Consider the following 18,897-nt stretch of genomic DNA (forward strand, 5'->3'; position numbering starts at 1 on the left):
CGACCAGCATCCCAAGAGGCGACGACTGTCGCATCTCTAACCGGCTCATGTGTCGCATCTCTAAAATGCCGCTACACGGGTTTGTCGCATAAGATAGATTATGGAACATCGTCTTGGGCAATAGGCGGAAATATGTATCTCCGCCTACGCTTCTCGCTGATGTCAAAAGGCATCAACTACCTAACCTATCACACTGACAGATAAGGTATTTCTACGATCATGCCGTCATAGGCTGGTTCGACATGCGCTGGCGTCGCCGACATCACCGCCGCATAGTCCAGCGGTACATGCATATGCGTCAGTACCGCCTGGCGAGGTTTTAGCCGGTCGATCCATTGCAGCGCCTGCGACAGCGACAGATGGCTGACATGCGGCCGGTGCTGCAGCGCGTCGACGACAAGCAGCTCAAGGCCGGTCATCAATGCTGCCGTGGTCTCCGGGAAGTCGCTGACATCGGAGCAATAGGCGATCGGCCCGACGCGGAAACCGAGCGAAATAATGTCGCCATGGATCTGCGGCAGCGGCAAAAAGGTGAGGGGACCCCCCTCTCCTGTTATGACAAACGGCTGATCGTGCTCAATGATGTGTGGCCGCACGATCGGCGGATATGAGCTTCCCGGCGGCGTTTCGATGCAATAGCCGAATGCCTGCTTCAGTCGCCCCAGGGTGAATTGGTCGGCATGGATGTCGATCAGGCTGCCGCGCTCGAGCACATAGCCTCTAAGGTCGTCTATGCCATGGATATGGTCGGCATGCGGGTGTGTGTAGACCACGGCGTCGATATGGCTGACGCTTGCTGCCAGCATTTGGGTGCGGAAATCCGGTCCCGTGTCGATGATGACGCGTGTCGTGCCTGAAGCCGAAACGCGCTCGACCATCGCTGCGGCGCGCGTGCGCCGGTTCTTCGGATTGGTCGGGTCGCACGCACCCCAGTCGCCGGTGATGCGCGGCGTGCCCGGCGACGAGCCGCAGCCCAAAATGGTGAGGCGCAGCGTATCCGGCATCGCTCAGGCCGGCTTTGGCATCTTGGTGAACAGGCGGAAGAAATTGGCCGTGGTGATGTCGGCGATTTCGGCGGCACTGACGCCGATCGTTTCGGCCAGGACCGCCGCCGTGTGGGCCACGAAGGCCGGTTCGTTGCGTTTGCCACGATGCGGTGGCGGCGCAAGGTAAGGCGCGTCCGTTTCGACCAGCAGCCGGTCGCGCGGCACGTCCTTGGCGATCTCGCGCAGCTCGGCCGAATTCTTGAAGGTCAGGATACCGGAGAACGATACGTAGCCGCCAAGCTCGACGCCGATGCGGGCAAGCTCGGCGCCGGAGGAAAAGCAGTGCAGGATGAAAGGGAAGGCACCCTTCCCTGTTTCTTGCCCGAGGATATCAGCCATGTCTTCGTCGGCATTGCGGGCGTGGATCACCAGCGGCAATCCGGTCTCGCGGGCTGCCGCGATGTGGACCCGCAAGCCCTGGGCTTGTGCGTCGCGAGGCGCCTTGTCGTAGAAATAGTCGAGCCCCGCCTCGCCGATCGCAACGACCTTCGGGTGCGCTGCGAGCTTGACGAGATCGGCCGTGGTCACGTCGAGTTCTTCGGCGGCATTGTGCGGATGGGTGCCGACCGAGCAGTAGACCTCGTCATATTCCTCAGCGATCGCAAGCACTTGATCGAAGCGCTTCACGCGCGTCGAGATGGTGACCATGCGTTCGACCCCGGCCGCCTTGGCGCGCGCGATGATATCCGCGCGCTCCTCGGCGAAGTCGGGAAAGTCGAGATGGCAATGACTGTCGACCAGCATTTTCGATGGCCTCAGCTTTCCGTCGTCGGCTCGACATAGCGCGGGAACACCGGCTGGGGTGCCGGCAAAGGCGCGCCCGAGACCAGCGCATGCGCGGCGTCGACATGGACGAAGTCCCTGTCGGTCACAGCAAGCAGATCAAGCAGCTTCGACGCAGAAGCAGGAATGAAGGGCTGGCACATGATGCCGACACGGCGGATCACCTCGGCGGTGGTCCACAGCACCGTTTCCATACGCGCCGGATCGGTTTTCTTCAGTGCCCAGGGTTCTTGTGCGGCGAAATAGCGGTTGGCCTCGGCAACGACGGCAAAGATCGCCGCAAGCGCGTGGTGGATGCCCTGCTCCGCCATCGTCTTGCGCGCGGTCACCAGTGCTGCCGTCGCCTGGTCGAGGATCGCCTTGTCGGCATCAGCCAGTTCACCGCGCTGCGGCACCACGCCATCGCAGTTCTTGGCGATCATCGACAGCGAGCGCTGCGCCAGATTGCCGAGATCATTGGCGAGATCGGCGTTGGTGCGATTGACGATCGCTTCATGGCTGTAGCTGCCATCCTGGCCAAACGGCACTTCGCGCAACAGGAAATAACGCACCTGGTCGAGGCCGTAATGCTCGACCATGGTGAACGGATCGACGACATTGCCGAGGGACTTCGACATCTTCTCGCCGCGGTTGAACAGGAAGCCGTGGCCGAACACCCGCTTGGGCAACTCGATGCCTGCCGACATCAGGAAAGCCGGCCAGTAGACGGCATGGAATCGCACGATGTCCTTGCCGATGATGTGCACCGCAGGCCAGTAGGCCCACTTCTCGGCATTGGTGTCGGGATAGCCGAGCGCGGTGATGTAGTTGGTCAGCGCGTCGACCCAGACATACATGACGTGCTTGTCGTCACCGGGCACCGGCACGCCCCAGTCGAAGGTGGTGCGCGAGATCGACAGGTCCTTCAGGCCGGAACGAACGAAGCTCGCCACCTCGTTGCGGCGCTCGTTGGGGCCGATGAAGTCGGGCTGGCTATCGTACAGCGCGAGCAACTTGTCCTGATAGGCCGAGAGGCGGAAGAAGTAGCTCTCCTCCTCAACCCATTCGACCGGGGTGCCCTGCGGGCCGTAGCGAATGTTGTCGGGGCGGACTTCGGTCTCTTCTTCGCCGTAATAGGCTTCGTCGCGCACTGAATACCAGCCGGCATAGCTGCTCTTGTAGATGTCGCCCTTCTCCGCCATCGCCTTCCAGATCGCCTGGGAGGCAGCGTAGTGGCGCTCTTCGGTGGTGCGGATGAAATCATCGTTCGATGCATTCAGAAGTGTTGCCATCTTCTTGAATTCATTCGAATTACGGTCAGCAAGTTCGCGCGCTGAAATGCCTTCCCGAGTGGCCGTCTGCAGCATCTTGATGCCGTGCTCGTCGGTGCCGGTCAGGAAGAAGACATCCTTGCCGTCATGGCGCTGGAAGCGGGCGAGCGCGTCGGTGGCGATCAGCTCGTAGGCATGGCCGATATGCGGCTTGCCGTTCGGATAGGAAATAGCGGTCGTGATGTAGAATTTTTCGCGGGACATGGATGGGGCCGTCATGAATGTCGGATTGAAAGGGTCGCGGTCAGATAACGCATCGGCATGGCGATTGCCATCCGGCTCGGACGAGCGTCACATTCGCAATGCGGCATTCAAGCGGTCGATCATGGCCAAGACGTGTTGTTTCTTATCAAGATTGTAGGTCTCGGTCTCGGATATCGCGTTTTGCGCCTCGTGCCAAGCATCGGACAGGACCTTGGCCCTGGAAAGGTCCGAGTTGTAGCCGGCCTCAGTCGCCGTGTCGGAAAGCAGGCCGAGTGCCCGGCGATTGAAGACGTCAAACTGGATGGCGTTGTCCCTGCCCGCCACCGCATCGGCAAGCCGGTGTGCGGCAGCAATGTCGTTGCGGCCCGATTGCACGATCTTGTCGAGCGCCTCGGCAATCTCCAGGCCACCATATTGGGTGAGCAGGATCGCCACGCGTGCGCTACCCCCTGCCCGCCGCACGAGCGCGGCGCGCGCTTCCGGCTCATCCGGCGCCGGCTGATCGGTGCCGGCGAGCGCCGCCAACAGCGCATCATCTTCGAGCGGGGTCAGCCGAATGGTCTGGCAGCGCGAACGAATTGTCGGCAACAGGCTGCCGGGCGCATGCACGATCAGGATGAACAGCGTGCGCGCCGGCGGCTCCTCGAGGTTCTTGAGCAGCGCGTTGGCAGCGTTGGTATTCATGTCGTCGGCCGGATCGACGATGACGACGCGGTAGGCGCCATCATGCGAGGTCATCGACAGGAAGCGCGACACTTTGCGGATCTCGTCGACGGTGACGACCGACTTGAAACCCTTGGTCTTGTCGTTTTGCGGCCGCGTCAGATGCAGCACCGAGGGATGCGCACCGGTGGCGACTTGCCTGAACAGCGCCGACTTGGGGTCTGGATGCGCCAGCGTTTCAGGCGCGCTGCGATAATCGGGATAGCTCAGCAAATGGTGGGCGAGATGAAAGGCGAGTGTCGCCTTGCCGATGCCGACCGGGCCGGTGAGGATCAGCGCGTGCGGCAGCTTGCCCGAGCGATAAGCGGCAGTGAGCATCGAGATCGCCTGCTCATGGCCAAACAGGCGTGGATTCTCGGCGGGCTCTGGAATGCCGTCGAGGGTGTCGTGCTGCTCGGGGGCGATGCGCTCGAACATCAGGCGTCCACCCTCGCCCGGCTGCCCGCTGTGGCGCGCGCCTCAAGGGCCGCGAACACCGCATCGGTGATGGCGTGCTCGACATCTTCCTGGTTCAGCGAGGCGTCGATGAGCACGCAGCGTTCGGGTTCGCTCTCGGCGATCGCCAGATAGGCCTCGCGGCGGCGCTGGTGAATGTCGACTGTCTCTTTCTCGAACCGGTCGGCGACATCCTGGCCGCGCCGCGCCGTTGCGCGCCGCAAGCCCTCTGTCGGGTCCAGATCGAGGATCAGCGTCATGTCGGGCATCATGCCGTTGATCGCCACACGCTCGACCGCCGCCATGAAATCGGGATCGAGGTTTCCGGTCACGCCCTGGTAGACACGCGAGGAATCGAGAAAACGGTCGCAGAGCACGATGGCGCCGCGCTCGACGGCCGGCCTGATCACCTGCTCGACATGGTCGGAGCGTGCAGCGGCAAACAGCAGTGCTTCCATCTCCGGCCCGAAAGGCTCGGCGGCACCGGACAGCAGCACATGCCGCACAGCTTCGGCACCAGGCGAGCCGCCGGGCTCACGCGTGACGACGATGTCGTAGCGCTTGTCGCGCAGCTTTGTGGCCAGGCGCTCGATCTGTGTCGACTTGCCTGCACCCTCGCCGCCTTCGAATGTAATGAAGAAGCCGCGCGCCAATCCAAATGCCTTTCTGTCCGCCGTATCGCAAGGTCTGCCGAACGAACGGCCTCACGGCATATGTAAGTGCTGATGCTCTACCGTCGAGAGCAACAAAGGTCTACCCGAACTATCGCAGCCAGCCGATCGCCAGCTCCTTGACCGCGTCGAAGGCGCGGCTTTGCAGCGAGCCGACATCGACGGCCTCGGCCGCATACAAGGGCGTCTCCTGGCTCAGCGTGTCGCCGATCCACACCTTGAGCGACCCGATGGGTGTTCCCGCAGCGACCGGTGCTGCCACCGGGCCGTCATAGACGATGCGGGCAACCAGCCGCTCCCGATTGGTGATCGGCAGGAAGATCGAGATCGGCTTCTGGGCCACCAGCGCCACATGCGATTTGGTGCCGCCGAACACCTGGGCTTCGCCAACCGTCTCGTTGGCGGCAAATATCTCCGTCTTTTCGAAGGCGCGCATGCCCCAGTCGAGCAGCTTGCGTGCTTCCTCCGAGCGTTCGCGGTCGCTGGCCATGCCGCCCATCGCTGCAAACAGCCGCCTGCCCTCGCGGTTGATCGAGCCGACGATGGCAAAGCCTTCGCCCTCGGTGAAACCGGCGGCCATGCCGTCGGCACCGATGTTCATGGCAATCAGCGGATTGCGGTTGCGCTGCAGGATCTTGTTCCAGGTGAACTCGGGCAGGCCGTAATATTTGTAGAAATCGGGATAGGTGGTCCAGATGTGCAGGCCAAGTTCGGCAAGCTCGCGCACGGTGGTCATCTGGCCCGGTGCGGGCAATCCGGTCGAATTGACGAAGACTGACTTTTTGAGCCCGATCTCGCGGGCGCGCTCGGTCATCTGCAACGCGAAACTGGCCTCCGACCCCGCCATGCCCTCGGCAAGTATGATGCAGCCATCATTGGCGAGCTGTACGGTCACGCCCTGGATCAGGTCCTCGATGCGGATCTGCGATCTCACCGCGGCAAACATCGTCGAGGCGCGCGATGCGGCACCGCCGGTGCGCCAGGCGTTTTCACTGACAGCGAATGTGTCGTCGAGCTTGTAGTGGCCTGACTTGATGGCGTTGAACACCACCTCCATCGTCATCAGCTTGGCAAGCGACGCTGGTGCGATGAGCTTGTCGGGATCCTTTGAAAACAGCACGGTGCCGGTTTCGGCATCGATCATGTAGGCCTGGGGCGCCTTGGTTTCGAACAGCTGCGCCTGTGCCTGGCCGGTAAAGGCCAGTGCTGCAAACAGGCCGGTCAAGAACATGAGCGGCGCGGATAGTCTGGAAATCATTGGAGATGCTGCCCCGTTCGGCCCCGTATTCCGGTCGAGGCCTCCGAGACTATCAGGCCTTGTCTGGGCAGATCAACCGCGCGAGCACGATAGCCACAGCTCACGAACCTGGTGCTTGGGATCAGTCGTGTACGGCGAAGGCGTCGGGCGCGCCATGCGACCAGGCGGCCTTGAGCATGGCGTCGAGCGAAATCTTGCCGTTCGGATAGAGGTCGACCGAATACCAGGTCTTGCCTTCGAAGTCGGACTGCTCGACCAAGGTGCGACCATAGGCGGACAGCGCCTTGGCAACTCGCTTGGCTTCTTCGCCGTCCTCGAATGTGCCGGCAGCGACATAAGCTTCCAGGTCCTGCTCGGCGCGTGGGCCCGGATTGAGGCGCTTCCAGGAATCGGCGATGTCGTTTGACGTCATCGCCTTGCCTTCCAGCGCGTCGAAGGCCCTTGCCGCGCCACCTGGGGTTTCGCTGGCGTAGCCCATGGTGGCGAGTGCCACGCGGGTCTGCGGAACCATGCCTTCGGGGCGTTCAGGCGCGATCGGGCCGAAATCCGGCAGCACGACATTGACGACGCCCTGGCCTTGCGCGGCCATGACCGGCTGCTCGAATTGCACGGCCTGGGCGGCAAGCGTGTTGGCTGGAGCGCTGGCCTGCATCGCAACCGCATGCGCGGTATTCGTCATTGTGCCGGGGAAAGCAGCCGCCTGCCCCACGCCGACGCTTGGCGTCGGCCCGTTCATGGCGATCATCACGCCGGTCTGCAGGCCATCATTGGTCGGATCGCCCATGCCCTTGCCTGGGCGGTAGGACGCGAGAAGATACTGGTCGTCCTGGCCATCGAGCGGTGCGCGGCCGACATATTCGACCTTCACATTGGCCGTGCCGCTATGGGCATAATCGAGCATTTCGGCGGCGCGCTTGGACAGGTCGATGACGCGATCGTCCGAATATGGCCCGCGATCGTTGATGCGCACGATCACCGAACTGCCGTTCTTGGTGTTGGTGACCCTGGCATAGCTCGGCAGCGGCATTGTCGGATGGGCCGCCGTCAGGTGGGTCATGTCATAGATTTCGCCATTGGCGGTCAGGCGGCCATGGAACGCATCGCCATACCACGAGGCGGCACCCACCGTCGTGTAGCTCTTGTCTTCCTTGGGATAATACCACTTGCCCCGCACCTTGTAGGGCTTGCCGGTCTGGTCGCGGCCACCGCCACGCTGCAGGCCCGACATCTTTGTGGTGACGCGCGGGCTCGCCTTCACGCCATATTCGGATTCGGCGAAATATTCCTTCGAGCGTTTCTTGCCTGAGGCGGACTTCGGCTGCTGCGAGGCGCAGCCGGCAATGAAAACAGCGGTCGCAGCAAGAATGCTGACCGTGGCTGCGCGACCAAAACGCGTCCGCGTCGTGTGCTGCATGATCGTGAAGTCCCCTGCCAGTACTACGTCGGCGTCACGCGAAGTTCACGACGCCGTTGCGCAAAAAACGAAAAACAGTCCGCGCACGTTTGTCCCCAGTCCCCTTTGTGCGCAGGAAATGCTTGCCAGCCTATTAATCGACTGTGGTTCGAAACGGGCGAGATTGTGGCATGAATGCGGCGACCGGCTGGTCTGGCCAGCCTCGCCCGATATGAAGCGACCCGCTTCGGGCGTCCAACGCGACCGCCACGGCAGCGGATGCGCTGGACGCCAGACATGGCCAAGGTTCGGTCAGGGCTGCATGCGCCCGGCCTTGATGTAGTCAACCATTTGGGTGACCACCGTGCCCCAACCGTCGTGGAAACCCATTTCTTCGTGCTTCTTGCGGTTGGTTTCGTCGCCATGCATGGCGATCGCCCGGTATCGCGTGCCGTTTCCGTTCCTGGCGAGGTCGAGCGTTGCCGTGAAAAACGGATTGGGCGATGGCCGATAGCCGCCGAGCAGCGTGTCGGTGATGACCAGCCGCTCGAATGGCTTCACTTCGAGGTAGCACTGGGTGTTGGGATATTCCTGGCCATCAGGCGAGCGCATGGTGAAGTTGATTGCCCCGCCGGGACGCAGATCCAGGTCGCAGGCCGTGATCGTCCACGGTTTGGGCGCGAACCAGTGACGCAGATGCTCCGGTGTCGTCCACGCGCGCCAGACGAGCTCCACCGGAACGTCGATTTCGCGTTCGAGCACGAGATCAAGCTTGGGATCGATCTTGATGATGGGCGATGTCATTTGGTTTCCTCTTCCTTGAGTTTCATCAGGTAGCTGTCGTGCTGATCGAGGCGGCGTTCCCAAAGTGAGCGCTGTAGCCCGAGCCAGTTTTCCGCAAGCTTGAGCTGTTCTGTCGCCAGTTCGTAGGTCCTGACGCGTCCGGCCTTGTGCGACCGTACGAGACCGCTTCCCTCCAGCACTTTCAGGTGCTCGACGAAGGACGGCAGGGCCATGTCGTACGGGGCGGCGAGTTCGCTCACCGACGCTGGGCTAGACGTGAGCCGCTCCAGAACATTGCGCCGCGTCGGGTCGGACAGGGCGCGAAAGACACGATCCACGACGGCGGGATTGGGCGGTGGTTGGTGCTGTGCGCTGCCGGTTTGCGGTGTCAAGGACCTCTCCTTGCAAGCACTCAATGCGTCTGTGCCCGACTGGAACCATAGGTGAAGTCAATACTTAGGTCAAATCCTTAGTGTTGTGCGATGCCGCCACGTCGAAACGCGACAAAAGATGGGCAATTTTGTTTCAAGAAGTGAGGCTTCGCCAACCACCTCGCATTGTCATTGCGAAGGTGGGCTGATGGCGTCGTGAGACTGGAGCCTGATCGGCCACAATAGCGTTGCCGCTGCGTGGAACTGGCGGAGGGAGTGGGATTCGAACCCACGGTGAGCTTGCACCCACGCCGGTTTTCAAGACCGGTGCCTTAAACCGCTCGGCCATCCCTCCGAGGTATTGGGACCTCGCCTGCCCTATCCGCGCTTTTCCTAAAAAACGCATGGCGGCGAGCTGCCCAGAACCTTTGTGGCGCGCTTGTAGCGCTGGTCCAGTCGCCGCGTCAACTTGTTCGATGCAGCTTCCGACAAGTCGCCCCATAGCGCGCGCAGCAAGATCGCCGCAACCGCGATCTGCTTGAAGATTGCCGGCCGATGTCGTTTCGCTTGGGCTCGACTATTCCATCCGCACCCGCATGATATCAGCCATGATTCTTCAAACGCTGGCGATGGCCGTTGGCCAGCCATCAGCGATGCAATGCGCCCGAGACGCCGCCACTGCATATGATCGACGGCCGATATCTGGTGAGGAAAACCTGGTTGCTTGAAACAGCGCTCTACAGTCCGGTGAAGGGCTTCCTCCAAAACCTCGGCTTCGAGGTCAAGGGCGAGATCGGCGGCTGCGATCTGCTGGCGCTGAGTGCCGACGCACCACCGATCGTCGTGGTCTGCGAGTTGAAGCTGCAATTCAATCTCGAACTGATCCTGCAGGGCGTTGATCGCGCGGCCGCCGCCGACGAGGTCTGGCTTGCCGCGCGCATGTCGCCGCGCGGCAAGGGCCGCGAGGGCGACAAGCGGTTCCGCAATCTGTGCCGGCGGCTGGGTTTTGGACTGCTCGGCGTTTTCGAAGACGGGCGCGTGGAGGTGTTGCTCAGTCCCGTGGCGCCGGCGCCGAGGCGGGATGCAAAACGGCGCTCGCGGCTGGTCGACGAGCATCGCCGCAGGCAAGGCGATCCTGTGGTCGGTGGCGGTTCTCGTGCGCCGATCATGACCGCCTACCGCCAGGATGCGTTAAAATGCGCGGTGGCACTGGCCGAGGGGCCGAAACGACCGCGCGACCTGACCCAAGCCGTCGCGCGTGCGCCCAAAATCCTGCTCGACAATGTCTATGGCTGGTTCATCCGGATCGACCGGGGCGTTTATGATCTCACTGACACCGGCCGCGACGCCTTGCAGCGCTGGCCGCAGCTCATCGTCCTTGAAGCTTAGGACACAAGCCCGCGTCACCCGGCTTCGGCCACCTGCCCAGCCTCGGCGCGCCTTGAATGGTCGGCTGCGATCAGCATGTAGACCGCAGGCACCACAAACAGCGTGAACATTGTGCCTATCGCCAGGCCGCTGGCGATGACCAGGCCCATATTGTAGCGCGACACCGCGCCCGCACCCGTTGCGACAATCAGCGGAACCACGCCCAGAACCATCGCCGCCGTGGTCATCAGGATCGGGCGCAGCCGGATGCCGCAGGCGTCCTCGATCGCCTCGCGCTTGGATTTGCCCTGCTGCTGCAAAGCGTTGGCAAACTCGACAATCAGGATGCCGTGCTTGCTGATCAGCCCCATCAGCGTCACCAGCCCGACCTCGGTGTAGATGTTCAGGCTGGCACCGCCGATGCCGATGTTGATGAAGATCAGCGCACCGGCGATCGACATCGGCACTGAAACGAGAATGATGACGGGATCGCGAAAGCTCTCAAACAGGGCAGCCAGCGCCAGATAGATGATGATCAGGGCGAAGCCGAAGGTGGCGATGAAGCCCGACGATTCCTGGATATACTGCCGCGACAGCCCGCCATAATCGACAGAGTAGCCCTGCGGCAGCGTGCGTTTGGCGAGATCCTGCAGGAATGTCAGTGCGTCGGCCTGCGCCACGCCCGGCGAGGCGACGCCCTGGATCGTCGCGCTGTTGAGCTGCTGGAAGTGATTGATCGATTCGGGAATGGTTTTCGTCGAGATCGTCGCAATCGTCGACAGCGGGATCGGAACGCCGTTCACGGCGCCGACATAATAGTTCATCAGTTGCTGCGTATTCAGCCGGCTGCCTTGCTGGACCTGCGGGATCACCTTGTAGGAACGGTCGTCGAGGCTGAAATAATTGACGTAGCCGCCGCCCAGCATGCCGCCGAGTGCTGCGCCGACATCGCTCATTTTCAGGCCGAGCTGCGCGGTCTTGTTGCGGTCGATCTGGACCACCGACTGCGGATTGTCGATCTTGAGGTCGCTGTCGAGGAAGATGAACATGCCGCTTTTCAGGGCTTCCTGAAGGAAATCCTGCGCCACCTGGTTGAGCTGCACGAAGGAGTCCGTCGTGTTCAGAACAAACTGGATCGGGAGCCCCTGGCTGCCCGGCAAAGGCGGCAGCTGGAATGCGGCTGCGCGAACGCCGGCAATGCCGTTGAGCTGTTGCTGAATGATCGGCTGCAACGTGTTGGTGGTGCGGCTGCGCTGATCCCAGGGCGTGAACACCATGCCCGCGATCGAGGTGCCGGGCGCATCGATCTGAAACACATGCGCGGTCTCAGGATATTTGGCGAAGGTCTCGTAGACCTGCCTGGAATAGAGCAGTTTCTGGTCCAGCGTGGCATTGGGTGCGGGCGTGGACGACGAGATGATGATGCCGGCGTCTTCCTGCGGCGCCAGCTCGCTCTTGGCCCCGGCATAGAGGAAATAGATGCTGCCGAGCACAATGAGGGCGAAGGTCGCGGTCACAGGGAGATAACCGAGACTGCCATGCAGCCAGCGTTCATAGCGGTTGCGGATGCGCGCGAAGGTGCGGTCGATCAAGTCGGTCAACCGATCCTGCCAGCCGCGCCTTTCGGGGTCGCGGACTTTCAGGATGCGCGAGCACATCATCGGCGATAGCGTCAGCGCGATGATCGCCGAGACGGTCACGGCCCCCACCAGCGTGAAGGCGAATTCGGTGAACAGGGCGCCGGTCAGGCCGCCCTGGAAGCCGATCGGCACGTAGACGGCGATCAGCACCACCGTCATCGCGATGATCGGGCCGCCGAGCTCCCTCGCCGCCATGATCGCGGCCGGTACGGGCTTAACGCCCTCGTCGAGATGCCGGTTGACGTTTTCGACCACGATGATGGCGTCGTCGACGACGAGGCCGATGGCCAGCACCAGCGCCAGCAGCGTCAGAAGGTTGATCGAAAACCCGAGCGTCAGCATCAGCGCGAAGGTTCCGATCAGCGACAACGGGATGGCGACTGTCGGGATCAGCACCGAGCGCAGCGATCCGAGGAAGGCGAAGATGACGAGGGTGACGATCAGCAGCGCCTCGCCGAGTGTCCAGATCACCTCGCGGATCGAGCTGTTCACGAAGTCGGTGGAATCGTAGACGATGGCGCCGCGCAGGCCTTCCGGCAACTGCGCCTTGATGTCGGGGAATGCCGCGCGTACCCCGGCGATGACATTGAGCAGATTGGCGCCCGGCGCCACCTGGATGCCGATATAGACCGCCTGCTTGCCGTCGAAAGCCACCTGCGACTCATAATCGTCGGCGCCGAGCGTGACGTTGGCCACGTCCTTCAGGCGCACGATGGCGCCGTTGGCCTGCTTGACGATGAGGTTGGAAAATTCTTCGGCGCTGTGCAGGCTGGTCGAGGCCGTGAGATTGACCTCGACCATCTGGCCCTTGGTGGTGCCGAGACCGGCGATGTAGTCGTTTTGCTGAAGAGCCGTTGAAATGTCGGTGGCCGTCAGCCCGTAGGCGGCAAGCTTGGCGGGGTCGAGCCAGGCGCGCAGCGCGAAATTCTGACCGCCAAGTATCTCCGCGGTCTGGACGCCGGGTACCGCCTGCAACTTCGGCTGCACCACGCGCACCAGATAGTCGGTGATCTTGTTGCGCGGCAGCACGTCGCTGTCGAAGCCCATATACATGGCGTCGATCGTCTGCCCGACCTTGACGCTCAGCACCGGCTGCTGGGTCCCGGACGGCAGTTGGTTGATCACCGAGGCGACCTTGGTGCTGATCTCGGTCAGCGCCTTGTCGGCATCGTAGTTGAGGCGGAGGTAGATGGTGATGACGTTGACACCGGTCTGGCTGGTCGAGCTCATGTAGTCGATGCCGTTCGCCTGGGCGATGGCGTTTTCCAGCGGCGTGGCGATGAAGCCGGCGATGACGTCGGGATCGGCGCCGTAATAGGTCGTGGTGACCGTGACGATGGTATTTTCGGTGCGCGGATATTGCAGGACCGGCAGCGAGCCGATGGCGCGCAGGCCAAGCACGAGGATAGTCAGGCTGACGACGATTGCCAGGACCGGGCGGCGGATAAAGAGGTCAGTGAAATTCATCGCCGCATTCCTTCCGCGAACTATCTCGCCAGACTGCGCCTGCTATTTGTCGACCGGTTTCGGATTGGGATCGTTGGTGGGCTGGACCGTGTTGTCGACATTGACCGGCGTGCCGTTGCGCAGCTTGAGCTGTCCGGCGGTGACGACTACATCGCCGTCCTTGATGCCGCTCAGCACCGCGACCTGATCGCCGCGCGTCGCTCCGGTGGTGACGAAAGCCTGGCGGGCGGCAAGCGCGGGCTTGCCGTTCGCGTCCTTGCCCTTGTCGTCGACGAGATAGACGATATCGCCGTAGGAATTGAAGGCGATCGCCGTTTGCGGAAGCGTGACGTATTTCTGCGGTGCGGCGGTATCGATGTCGATGGTGGCGAACATGCCCGGCAGCAACAGGTGGTCGCCGTTTTGCACGGTGGCGCGCAGCTGCACGGTGCGGGTCGCCACGTCGACCTGTGAATTGATCGCCGAGATCTGCCCGGCAAATGTCTTGTCGGGGAATGTATCGACCTTTGCTGTCACGGCCTGGCCGACCTTGATCTGCGCCAGCGATTGCTGTGGTACGTAGAAGTCGATGTAGATCGGATCGATCTGCTGGAGCGTGACGATGGAGGTTCCGGCGGCAAGATATTGGCCGAGGTCCACCTGGCGGATGCCGAGACGGCCGGAAAACGGCGCCTCGACCGCCTTGTGGTCGACGAGGGCCTGCTGCTGGGCGACGAGCGCCTCGGCGTTGAGCAGGTTGGCCTTGTCGGTGTCGACGACCTGCTGGCTTACGGCATCGGTTTTGACCAGCTTGGAATCGCGGTCAAAAGTGAGCTGGGCGATCGTCATGGTCGCCTTCAGCGCATTGAGGTGTGCGATGTCGTCGGCCGACTCCAGCTCCAGGAGGAGGTCACCCTTGTTGACATCGGCGCCGGATTCGAAGTGCAGCGCCGAAACGATGCCAGGAACTTCGGCGCTGAGATTTGCGCCGTTGACCGCCCGCACGCTGCCGACCGCCTCAAGTTGCGATTGCCAGTCCTGCGAGGCTGCGACCATCGTCGAAACGGTCTGCGGCGGATTGGCCAGGGAAGCCATCACCTTGGTGATCATCGAGGATTTGAACGCCGCAAAGCCGAAGACGCCACCCAGAACAATGGCGGTGAGCGCCAGCATAACAAACATACGCTTCAGCATCGACAACCCATCCAAAGGTTACGAGTGCTTCCTGCGAAGCCTGCCCCACGCCAATACGCCTGCACGCAACTGCAACGTCGTGCGATCGCTGGTCGGGATGGGTTCGCGCTGCAAAAACAGCCACGTCTTGTTACAAAACTAGGTCGGGGCCCAGCATTCGGCAACTGACGACCGCGTGATCCAGCCCTCCGTGAGGCCACTATCGCTGCAAAACTTCTGCAACTCACTGGAAATGCGATCTTTCTTGGGCGAACGTCACACGCTATAGAAAGGTCATCATGATCATACAGCGCCTGGCCCTTGCACTTCCGATCTGCCTGTCGACCGTCTTTCTCGGCGGCTGCAGTCGCTCGTCCGACGGCACGGTGGTTATTCCAAAACAGGTCGATTCGAGGCGGTTCTGGCAGGACGACGAGGCAAAGCGCGCCGCTGCCGAACGCGAGCAAGCGACTGCTTTTCCGACCGGACCGGAGATACGCTTCGCCACCCAGCAGCCCGGCCCTCGCCCGGTGACCCGCGCGCCACGCGCCGCCACTGACACCGCGAACTCCAAGCCCATCGCTTGTCGCGCGGCAGGCGGTCTCTCAGGCCGCGTCAAATACGTTTGCGACTGACCGCTTCATCGGCCTGCGAGCCGCACATCAGGCCATGACGTCGTTGGTCTATCACCATCTTTCGTCAGCCTGGCGTCAGCAATCGCTTGGATTTGTCCGGTTTCAAACAAACGCCTGGCTTGTCTGTTGACGCGCGCGTATCGACCGTTATAGCCCACTTCCAATTGCCGAAAATGAACGGAGAGGGTCCCGTCCGATGGAGATATTTACTGCTGCAGGCCTTACGGCCCTTCTGCAGGTCATAGCTATCGATCTCGTGCTCGCTGGCGACAACGCCATCGTCATCGGTCTTGCCGCGGCGGGACTTCCCGCCGATCTGCGCAAGAAGGCCATCCTTGTGGGCATCGCCGCCGCGACCGTGCTTCGTATCGGTTTCGCGCTGATCACCCAGTGGCTCCTGGCCATCGGGCCGATGCTTCTCATCGCCGGCGGCCTGCTGCTGTTGTGGGTGTGCTGGAAGATGTGGCGCGAACTCAGCGTCAGCCACGAACAGGAACATGACGCCACCGAAGCGCTCTCGAACGCCGACTACGACAAGGACGGCAAAATCGCCGGCAGAGGCCCGCGCAAGACCTTCGCCCAGGCCGCCTGGCAGATCGTCATCGCCGACGTTTCGATGTCGCTCGACAATGTGCTGGCTGTTGCCGGCGCTGCAATGGATCACCCGACCGTCCTGATCATCGGCCTGGCGTTGTCGATCGCGCTGATGGGCTTTGCCGCTTCGTTCGTTGCGCGTCTGCTGCACAAATATCGCTGGATCGCCTATATCGGCCTGGTGATCATCCTCTACGTCGCCCTCAAGATGCTGTTTGACGGTGCCGTAGATCAGTTCCCCAACCAGTTTGGGTTCCTGAGCCCATGGTTCGGCGGACATGGCGGCGGCCACTAAAACTACGTTCGAGACAAGGGCTGGGTTCGACCCGGCCCTTGTCATTTTCAGGCGGCGTCAGCGTCACCGGTTTGCTTGACAGCGGATTTGTGCTATTGCGCCGCCCGAATTGAGCTCTTTTTTGAGCCGACAGATCGTGAAAATTCGAGACTTCCGGGCCGGCCTTCAGGGGTTGCGGCCTTTATCCCTTGGAAACCTGTCCATGTCCGCAGCACCCCGCGTCAGTTTTGTCAGCCTCGGTTGCCCGAAAGCGCTTGTCGATTCCGAACGCATCCTCACTCAGCTCCGTGCCGAAGGCTACGAGATCGCCCGCAAGCATGACGGCGCCGACCTCGTGGTGGTCAACACCTGCGGCTTCCTCGATTCCGCCCGCGCCGAGTCGCTGGATGCCATCGGCACCGCACTCAAGGAAAATGGCAAGGTCATCGTCACCGGCTGCATGGGCGCGACACCCGAGCTGATCCGCGAAAAGCACCCCAACGTGTTCGCGATCACCGGGCCGCAGGCCTATGAAAGCGTGATGGCCGCGGTGCATGAGGCAGCCCCTCCGGCCCATGACCCGTTCACCGACCTGGTGCCACCGCAGGGCGTCAAGCTGACACCACGCCACTACGCTTATCTCAAGATTTCAGAGGGCTGTAACAATCGCTGCACCTTCTGCATCATTCCCGATCTGCGCGGCGATCTGGTGTCGCGTCCGGCCGGTGATGTGCTGCGCGAGGCGGAGAAGCTTGCCAATGCCGGGGTCAAGGAACTGCTCGTCATCTCGCAGGACACCAGCGCCTATGGCATCGACATCAAATATGCCACGTCGCCGTGGAAGGATCGCGAGGTCAAGGCAAAGTTCCTCGACCTGTCGCAGGAACTCGGCGAACTCGGCATCTGGGTGCGCATGCATTACGTCTACCCCTACCCGCATGTCGCCGACGTCATTCCGCTGATGGCCGAAGGCAAGATCCTTCCCTACCTCGACATTCCCTTCCAGCATGCCTCGCCGCAGGTTCTCAAGAACATGCGCCGCCCAGCCCATGGCGAAAAGGCGCTGGAGCGCATTCGCGGCTGGCGCGAGGTCTGCCCCGATCTCGCCATCCGCTCGACCTTCATCGTTGGCTTCCCCGGCGAGACCGATGAAGATTTCGAGATGCTGCTCGACTGGATCGACGACGCCAAGATCGACCGCGCCGGCTGCTTCAAATACGAGCCGGTGAAGGGCGCGCGTTCCAACGATCTCGGCCTCGAGCAGGTGCCTGAAGAGGTCAAAGAGGCCCGCTGGCACCGCTTCATGCAGCGCCAGCAGAAGATTTCGGCTGCCCAGCAGGCCAAAAAGGTCGGCAAGCGCCTGCCCGTCATCATCGACGAGGCGAACGGCACCTCGGCCAAGGGCCGTACCAAATACGACGCGCCCGAGATCGATGGTTCGGTGCACATCCAGTCGCGCCGTCCGCTGCGTGTCGGTGACATCGTCACCGTCAAGATCGACAGCGCCGACGCCTACGATCTCTACGGCTCGGCTGTCTGAATCCGGCAGTCGACCATCCCAAGTCCAACAAAAAATCCCCGGCGAATGAAACCGGGGATTTTTTTGTTTCAGAACGCTTACGCGTTCGAGCCGGCTTACTGCGGCAGCTTGTCGTCCACGCCCTTGACGTAGAAGTTCAGGCCGAGAAGGACGCTGTCCTTTGCAACTTCGCCCGCCTTCAGCCACTCGGTGCCGTCCTGCTTGGTGACTGGACCGGTGAAGGGGTTGAACGCGCCGGACTTGATCTTGGCCTCGGTTTCCTGGGCCAGCTTTTTCGTCTCGTCCGACATGTTGGCGTAGGGCGCCATCACGACGTGGCCTTCCTTCATGCCGCCCCAGACGTCGCTCTGCTTCCAGGTGCCGTCGACGACTTCCTGGATGCGCTCGATGTAGTACGGACCCCAGTCGTCGACGATCGAGGTCAGCTGGGTGGTCGGGCCGAACTTGATCATGTCGGAAGCCTGGCCGAACGCCTTGATGCCGCGCTCGGTCGCAACCTGCATCGGCGCGGTCGAGTCGGTGTGCTGGGTGATGATGTCGACGCCCTGGTCGATCAGCGCCTTGGCGGCGTCGGCTTCCTTGCCGGCGTCGAACCAGGTGTTGGCCCACACCACCTTGACCTTGAAGTCGGGGTTGACCGACTGCGCGCCGAGCATGAAGGCGTTGATGCCCATCACCACTTCGGGGATCGGGAAGGAAGCGATGTAGCCGGCGACGCCAGCCTTCGATTCCTTGGCGGCGATCACGCCCTGCACGTAACGGCCTTCATGGAACTTCGAGTTGTAGGTCGCAACGTTCGGATGCTCGCGCTTGTAGCCTGTGGCGTGCTCGAACTTCACATCCGGGAACTTGCCGGCGACCTTGTTGAGCGGGTCCATGTAGCCGAAGGACGTCGCGAAGATGATGTTGCAGCCCGAACGTGCGAAACGTTCGATGGCGCGCTCGGCGTCAGCGCCTTCCGGCACGCTTTCGAGATAGGCGGTCTCGAGTTCGTCGCCGAACTTTGCCTTCGCCTGCAGCAGGCCCTGATGATGCTGGTAGGAATAACCGAAATCGCCGATCGGTCCGACATAGATCCAGCAGGCCTTGACCTTGGCCTCTGCGGCGATCGTGCCGAACGACATCACGGCGGCAGCCGCTGCCAACGACAGAATTGTCTTCTTCATGCTTTTGTTCCTCATAGTGGTTGCCCGGGGCACTATCCCATCCTTTTTATAGTCCCAGAGACATGGCCATTTCGCGAAACCGCA

Annotated in this window: 16 protein-coding genes and 1 tRNA gene; 4 read left to right on the forward strand and 13 right to left on the reverse strand. The window is 62.0% G+C overall.

What is annotated here, in order from left to right:
• Positions 1-188 precede the first annotated feature (188 nt).
• The 10 genes from AC1RTB_RS00005 to AC1RTB_RS00050 form a co-directional block, all read right to left on the reverse strand.
• Positions 189-1,004, reverse strand: a complete 816-nt coding sequence (locus AC1RTB_RS00005) for an MBL fold metallo-hydrolase (RefSeq protein WP_492877278.1) — start codon at positions 1,002-1,004, stop codon at positions 189-191.
• 3 nt (positions 1,005-1,007) lie between these two features.
• Positions 1,008-1,790 (reverse strand): TatD family hydrolase, encoded by a 783-nt coding sequence (locus tag AC1RTB_RS00010; protein WP_492877276.1) that lies wholly within the window; start codon positions 1,788-1,790, stop codon positions 1,008-1,010.
• Between the two features lie 11 nt (positions 1,791-1,801).
• A complete protein-coding gene (metG, locus tag AC1RTB_RS00015) occupies positions 1,802-3,343 on the reverse strand; it encodes a methionine--tRNA ligase (protein WP_492877275.1) in 1,542 nt (513 codons plus the stop codon).
• A gap of 87 nt (positions 3,344-3,430) precedes the next feature.
• The gene (locus tag AC1RTB_RS00020) at positions 3,431-4,486 is read right to left on the reverse strand and encodes a DNA polymerase III subunit delta' (protein ID WP_492877320.1); all 1,056 of its coding nucleotides are present in this window, start codon (positions 4,484-4,486) and stop codon (positions 3,431-3,433) included.
• Positions 4,483-5,154 carry a dTMP kinase gene (gene tmk / locus AC1RTB_RS00025; protein ID WP_492877273.1) on the reverse strand — a complete coding sequence of 224 codons (672 nt, stop codon included), beginning with the start codon at positions 5,152-5,154 and terminating at the stop codon, positions 4,483-4,485. Before tmk ends, AC1RTB_RS00020 begins: the two co-directional genes overlap by 4 nt.
• Positions 5,155-5,263: 109 nt before the next feature.
• Entirely contained in the window at positions 5,264-6,403 is a 1,140-nt protein-coding gene (locus AC1RTB_RS00030; protein ID WP_492877318.1) for a D-alanyl-D-alanine carboxypeptidase family protein, read from the reverse strand.
• Positions 6,404-6,551: 148 nt separating this feature from the next.
• The gene (locus tag AC1RTB_RS00035) at positions 6,552-7,844 is read right to left on the reverse strand and encodes a septal ring lytic transglycosylase RlpA family protein (protein ID WP_492877271.1); all 1,293 of its coding nucleotides are present in this window, start codon (positions 7,842-7,844) and stop codon (positions 6,552-6,554) included.
• Positions 7,845-8,135: 291 nt separating this feature from the next.
• Positions 8,136-8,627, reverse strand: coding sequence for an SRPBCC family protein (locus tag AC1RTB_RS00040; RefSeq protein WP_492877269.1), 492 nt, complete (start codon positions 8,625-8,627; stop codon positions 8,136-8,138).
• The gene (locus AC1RTB_RS00045) at positions 8,624-8,998 is read right to left on the reverse strand and encodes an ArsR/SmtB family transcription factor (protein ID WP_492877267.1); all 375 of its coding nucleotides are present in this window, start codon (positions 8,996-8,998) and stop codon (positions 8,624-8,626) included. Before AC1RTB_RS00045 ends, AC1RTB_RS00040 begins: the two co-directional genes overlap by 4 nt.
• 244 nt (positions 8,999-9,242) lie before the next feature.
• A tRNA-Ser gene (locus AC1RTB_RS00050) sits at positions 9,243-9,332 on the reverse strand.
• A 365-nt stretch (positions 9,333-9,697) separates the two neighbouring features.
• On the opposite strand from AC1RTB_RS00050, the gene AC1RTB_RS00055 reads away from it, so the two are divergent.
• The gene (locus tag AC1RTB_RS00055) at positions 9,698-10,366 is read left to right on the forward strand and encodes a DUF2161 domain-containing phosphodiesterase (protein ID WP_492877265.1); all 669 of its coding nucleotides are present in this window, start codon (positions 9,698-9,700) and stop codon (positions 10,364-10,366) included.
• A 14-nt stretch (positions 10,367-10,380) separates the two neighbouring features.
• On the opposite strand, the gene AC1RTB_RS00060 is transcribed toward AC1RTB_RS00055, so the two are convergent.
• Both AC1RTB_RS00060 and AC1RTB_RS00065 read right to left on the reverse strand, forming a co-directional pair.
• Positions 10,381-13,452, reverse strand: a complete 3,072-nt coding sequence (locus tag AC1RTB_RS00060; protein WP_492877264.1) for an efflux RND transporter permease subunit — start codon at positions 13,450-13,452, stop codon at positions 10,381-10,383.
• Between the two features lie 42 nt (positions 13,453-13,494).
• Positions 13,495-14,625 (reverse strand): efflux RND transporter periplasmic adaptor subunit, encoded by a 1,131-nt coding sequence (locus AC1RTB_RS00065; RefSeq protein ID WP_492877262.1) that lies wholly within the window; start codon positions 14,623-14,625, stop codon positions 13,495-13,497.
• Between the two features lie 278 nt (positions 14,626-14,903).
• On the opposite strand from AC1RTB_RS00065, the gene AC1RTB_RS00070 reads away from it, so the two are divergent.
• The 3 genes from AC1RTB_RS00070 (at position 14,904) to rimO (ending at position 17,647) form a co-directional block, all read left to right on the forward strand.
• Positions 14,904-15,239, forward strand: a complete 336-nt coding sequence (locus AC1RTB_RS00070) for a hypothetical protein (RefSeq protein WP_492877260.1) — start codon at positions 14,904-14,906, stop codon at positions 15,237-15,239.
• A gap of 196 nt (positions 15,240-15,435) precedes the next feature.
• On the forward strand, positions 15,436-16,128 hold the full coding sequence (locus AC1RTB_RS00075; protein ID WP_492877258.1) for a TerC family protein: 693 nt from the start codon (positions 15,436-15,438) through the stop codon (positions 16,126-16,128).
• A 202-nt stretch (positions 16,129-16,330) separates the two neighbouring features.
• Positions 16,331-17,647, forward strand: coding sequence for a 30S ribosomal protein S12 methylthiotransferase RimO (rimO, locus tag AC1RTB_RS00080; RefSeq protein ID WP_492877257.1), 1,317 nt, complete (start codon positions 16,331-16,333; stop codon positions 17,645-17,647).
• A 95-nt stretch (positions 17,648-17,742) separates the two neighbouring features.
• Here the strand turns inward: rimO and AC1RTB_RS00085 are convergent, their stop codons facing one another.
• Positions 17,743-18,813 carry a BMP family ABC transporter substrate-binding protein gene (locus tag AC1RTB_RS00085; protein WP_492877256.1) on the reverse strand — a complete coding sequence of 357 codons (1,071 nt, stop codon included), beginning with the start codon at positions 18,811-18,813 and terminating at the stop codon, positions 17,743-17,745.
• Positions 18,814-18,897 lie beyond the last annotated feature (84 nt).

The sequence above is a fragment of the Aminobacter sp. GW821-FHT11F06 genome, assembly GCF_058808215.1.

Bases quoted from the DNA above. Each gene is read 5' to 3' on its own strand.
- AC1RTB_RS00005 (WP_492877278.1), bottom strand. From the start codon at position 1,004: ATGCCGGATACGCTGCGCCTCACCATTTTGGGCTGCGGCTCGTCGCCG.
- AC1RTB_RS00010 (WP_492877276.1), bottom strand. From the start codon at position 1,790: ATGCTGGTCGACAGTCATTGCCATCTCGACTTTCCCGACTTCGCCGAG.
- metG (WP_492877275.1), bottom strand. From the start codon at position 3,343: ATGTCCCGCGAAAAATTCTACATCACGACCGCTATTTCCTATCCGAAC.
- AC1RTB_RS00030 (WP_492877318.1), bottom strand. From the start codon at position 6,403: ATGTTCTTGACCGGCCTGTTTGCAGCACTGGCCTTTACCGGCCAGGCA.
- AC1RTB_RS00035 (WP_492877271.1), bottom strand. From the start codon at position 7,844: ATGCAGCACACGACGCGGACGCGTTTTGGTCGCGCAGCCACGGTCAGC.
- AC1RTB_RS00040 (WP_492877269.1), bottom strand. From the start codon at position 8,627: ATGACATCGCCCATCATCAAGATCGATCCCAAGCTTGATCTCGTGCTC.
- AC1RTB_RS00060 (WP_492877264.1), bottom strand. From the start codon at position 13,452: ATGAATTTCACTGACCTCTTTATCCGCCGCCCGGTCCTGGCAATCGTC.
- AC1RTB_RS00065 (WP_492877262.1), bottom strand. From the start codon at position 14,625: ATGCTGAAGCGTATGTTTGTTATGCTGGCGCTCACCGCCATTGTTCTG.
- AC1RTB_RS00070 (WP_492877260.1), top strand. From the start codon at position 14,904: ATGATCATACAGCGCCTGGCCCTTGCACTTCCGATCTGCCTGTCGACC.
- AC1RTB_RS00075 (WP_492877258.1), top strand. From the start codon at position 15,436: ATGGAGATATTTACTGCTGCAGGCCTTACGGCCCTTCTGCAGGTCATA.
- rimO (WP_492877257.1), top strand. From the start codon at position 16,331: ATGTCCGCAGCACCCCGCGTCAGTTTTGTCAGCCTCGGTTGCCCGAAA.
- AC1RTB_RS00085 (WP_492877256.1), bottom strand. From the start codon at position 18,813: ATGAAGAAGACAATTCTGTCGTTGGCAGCGGCTGCCGCCGTGATGTCG.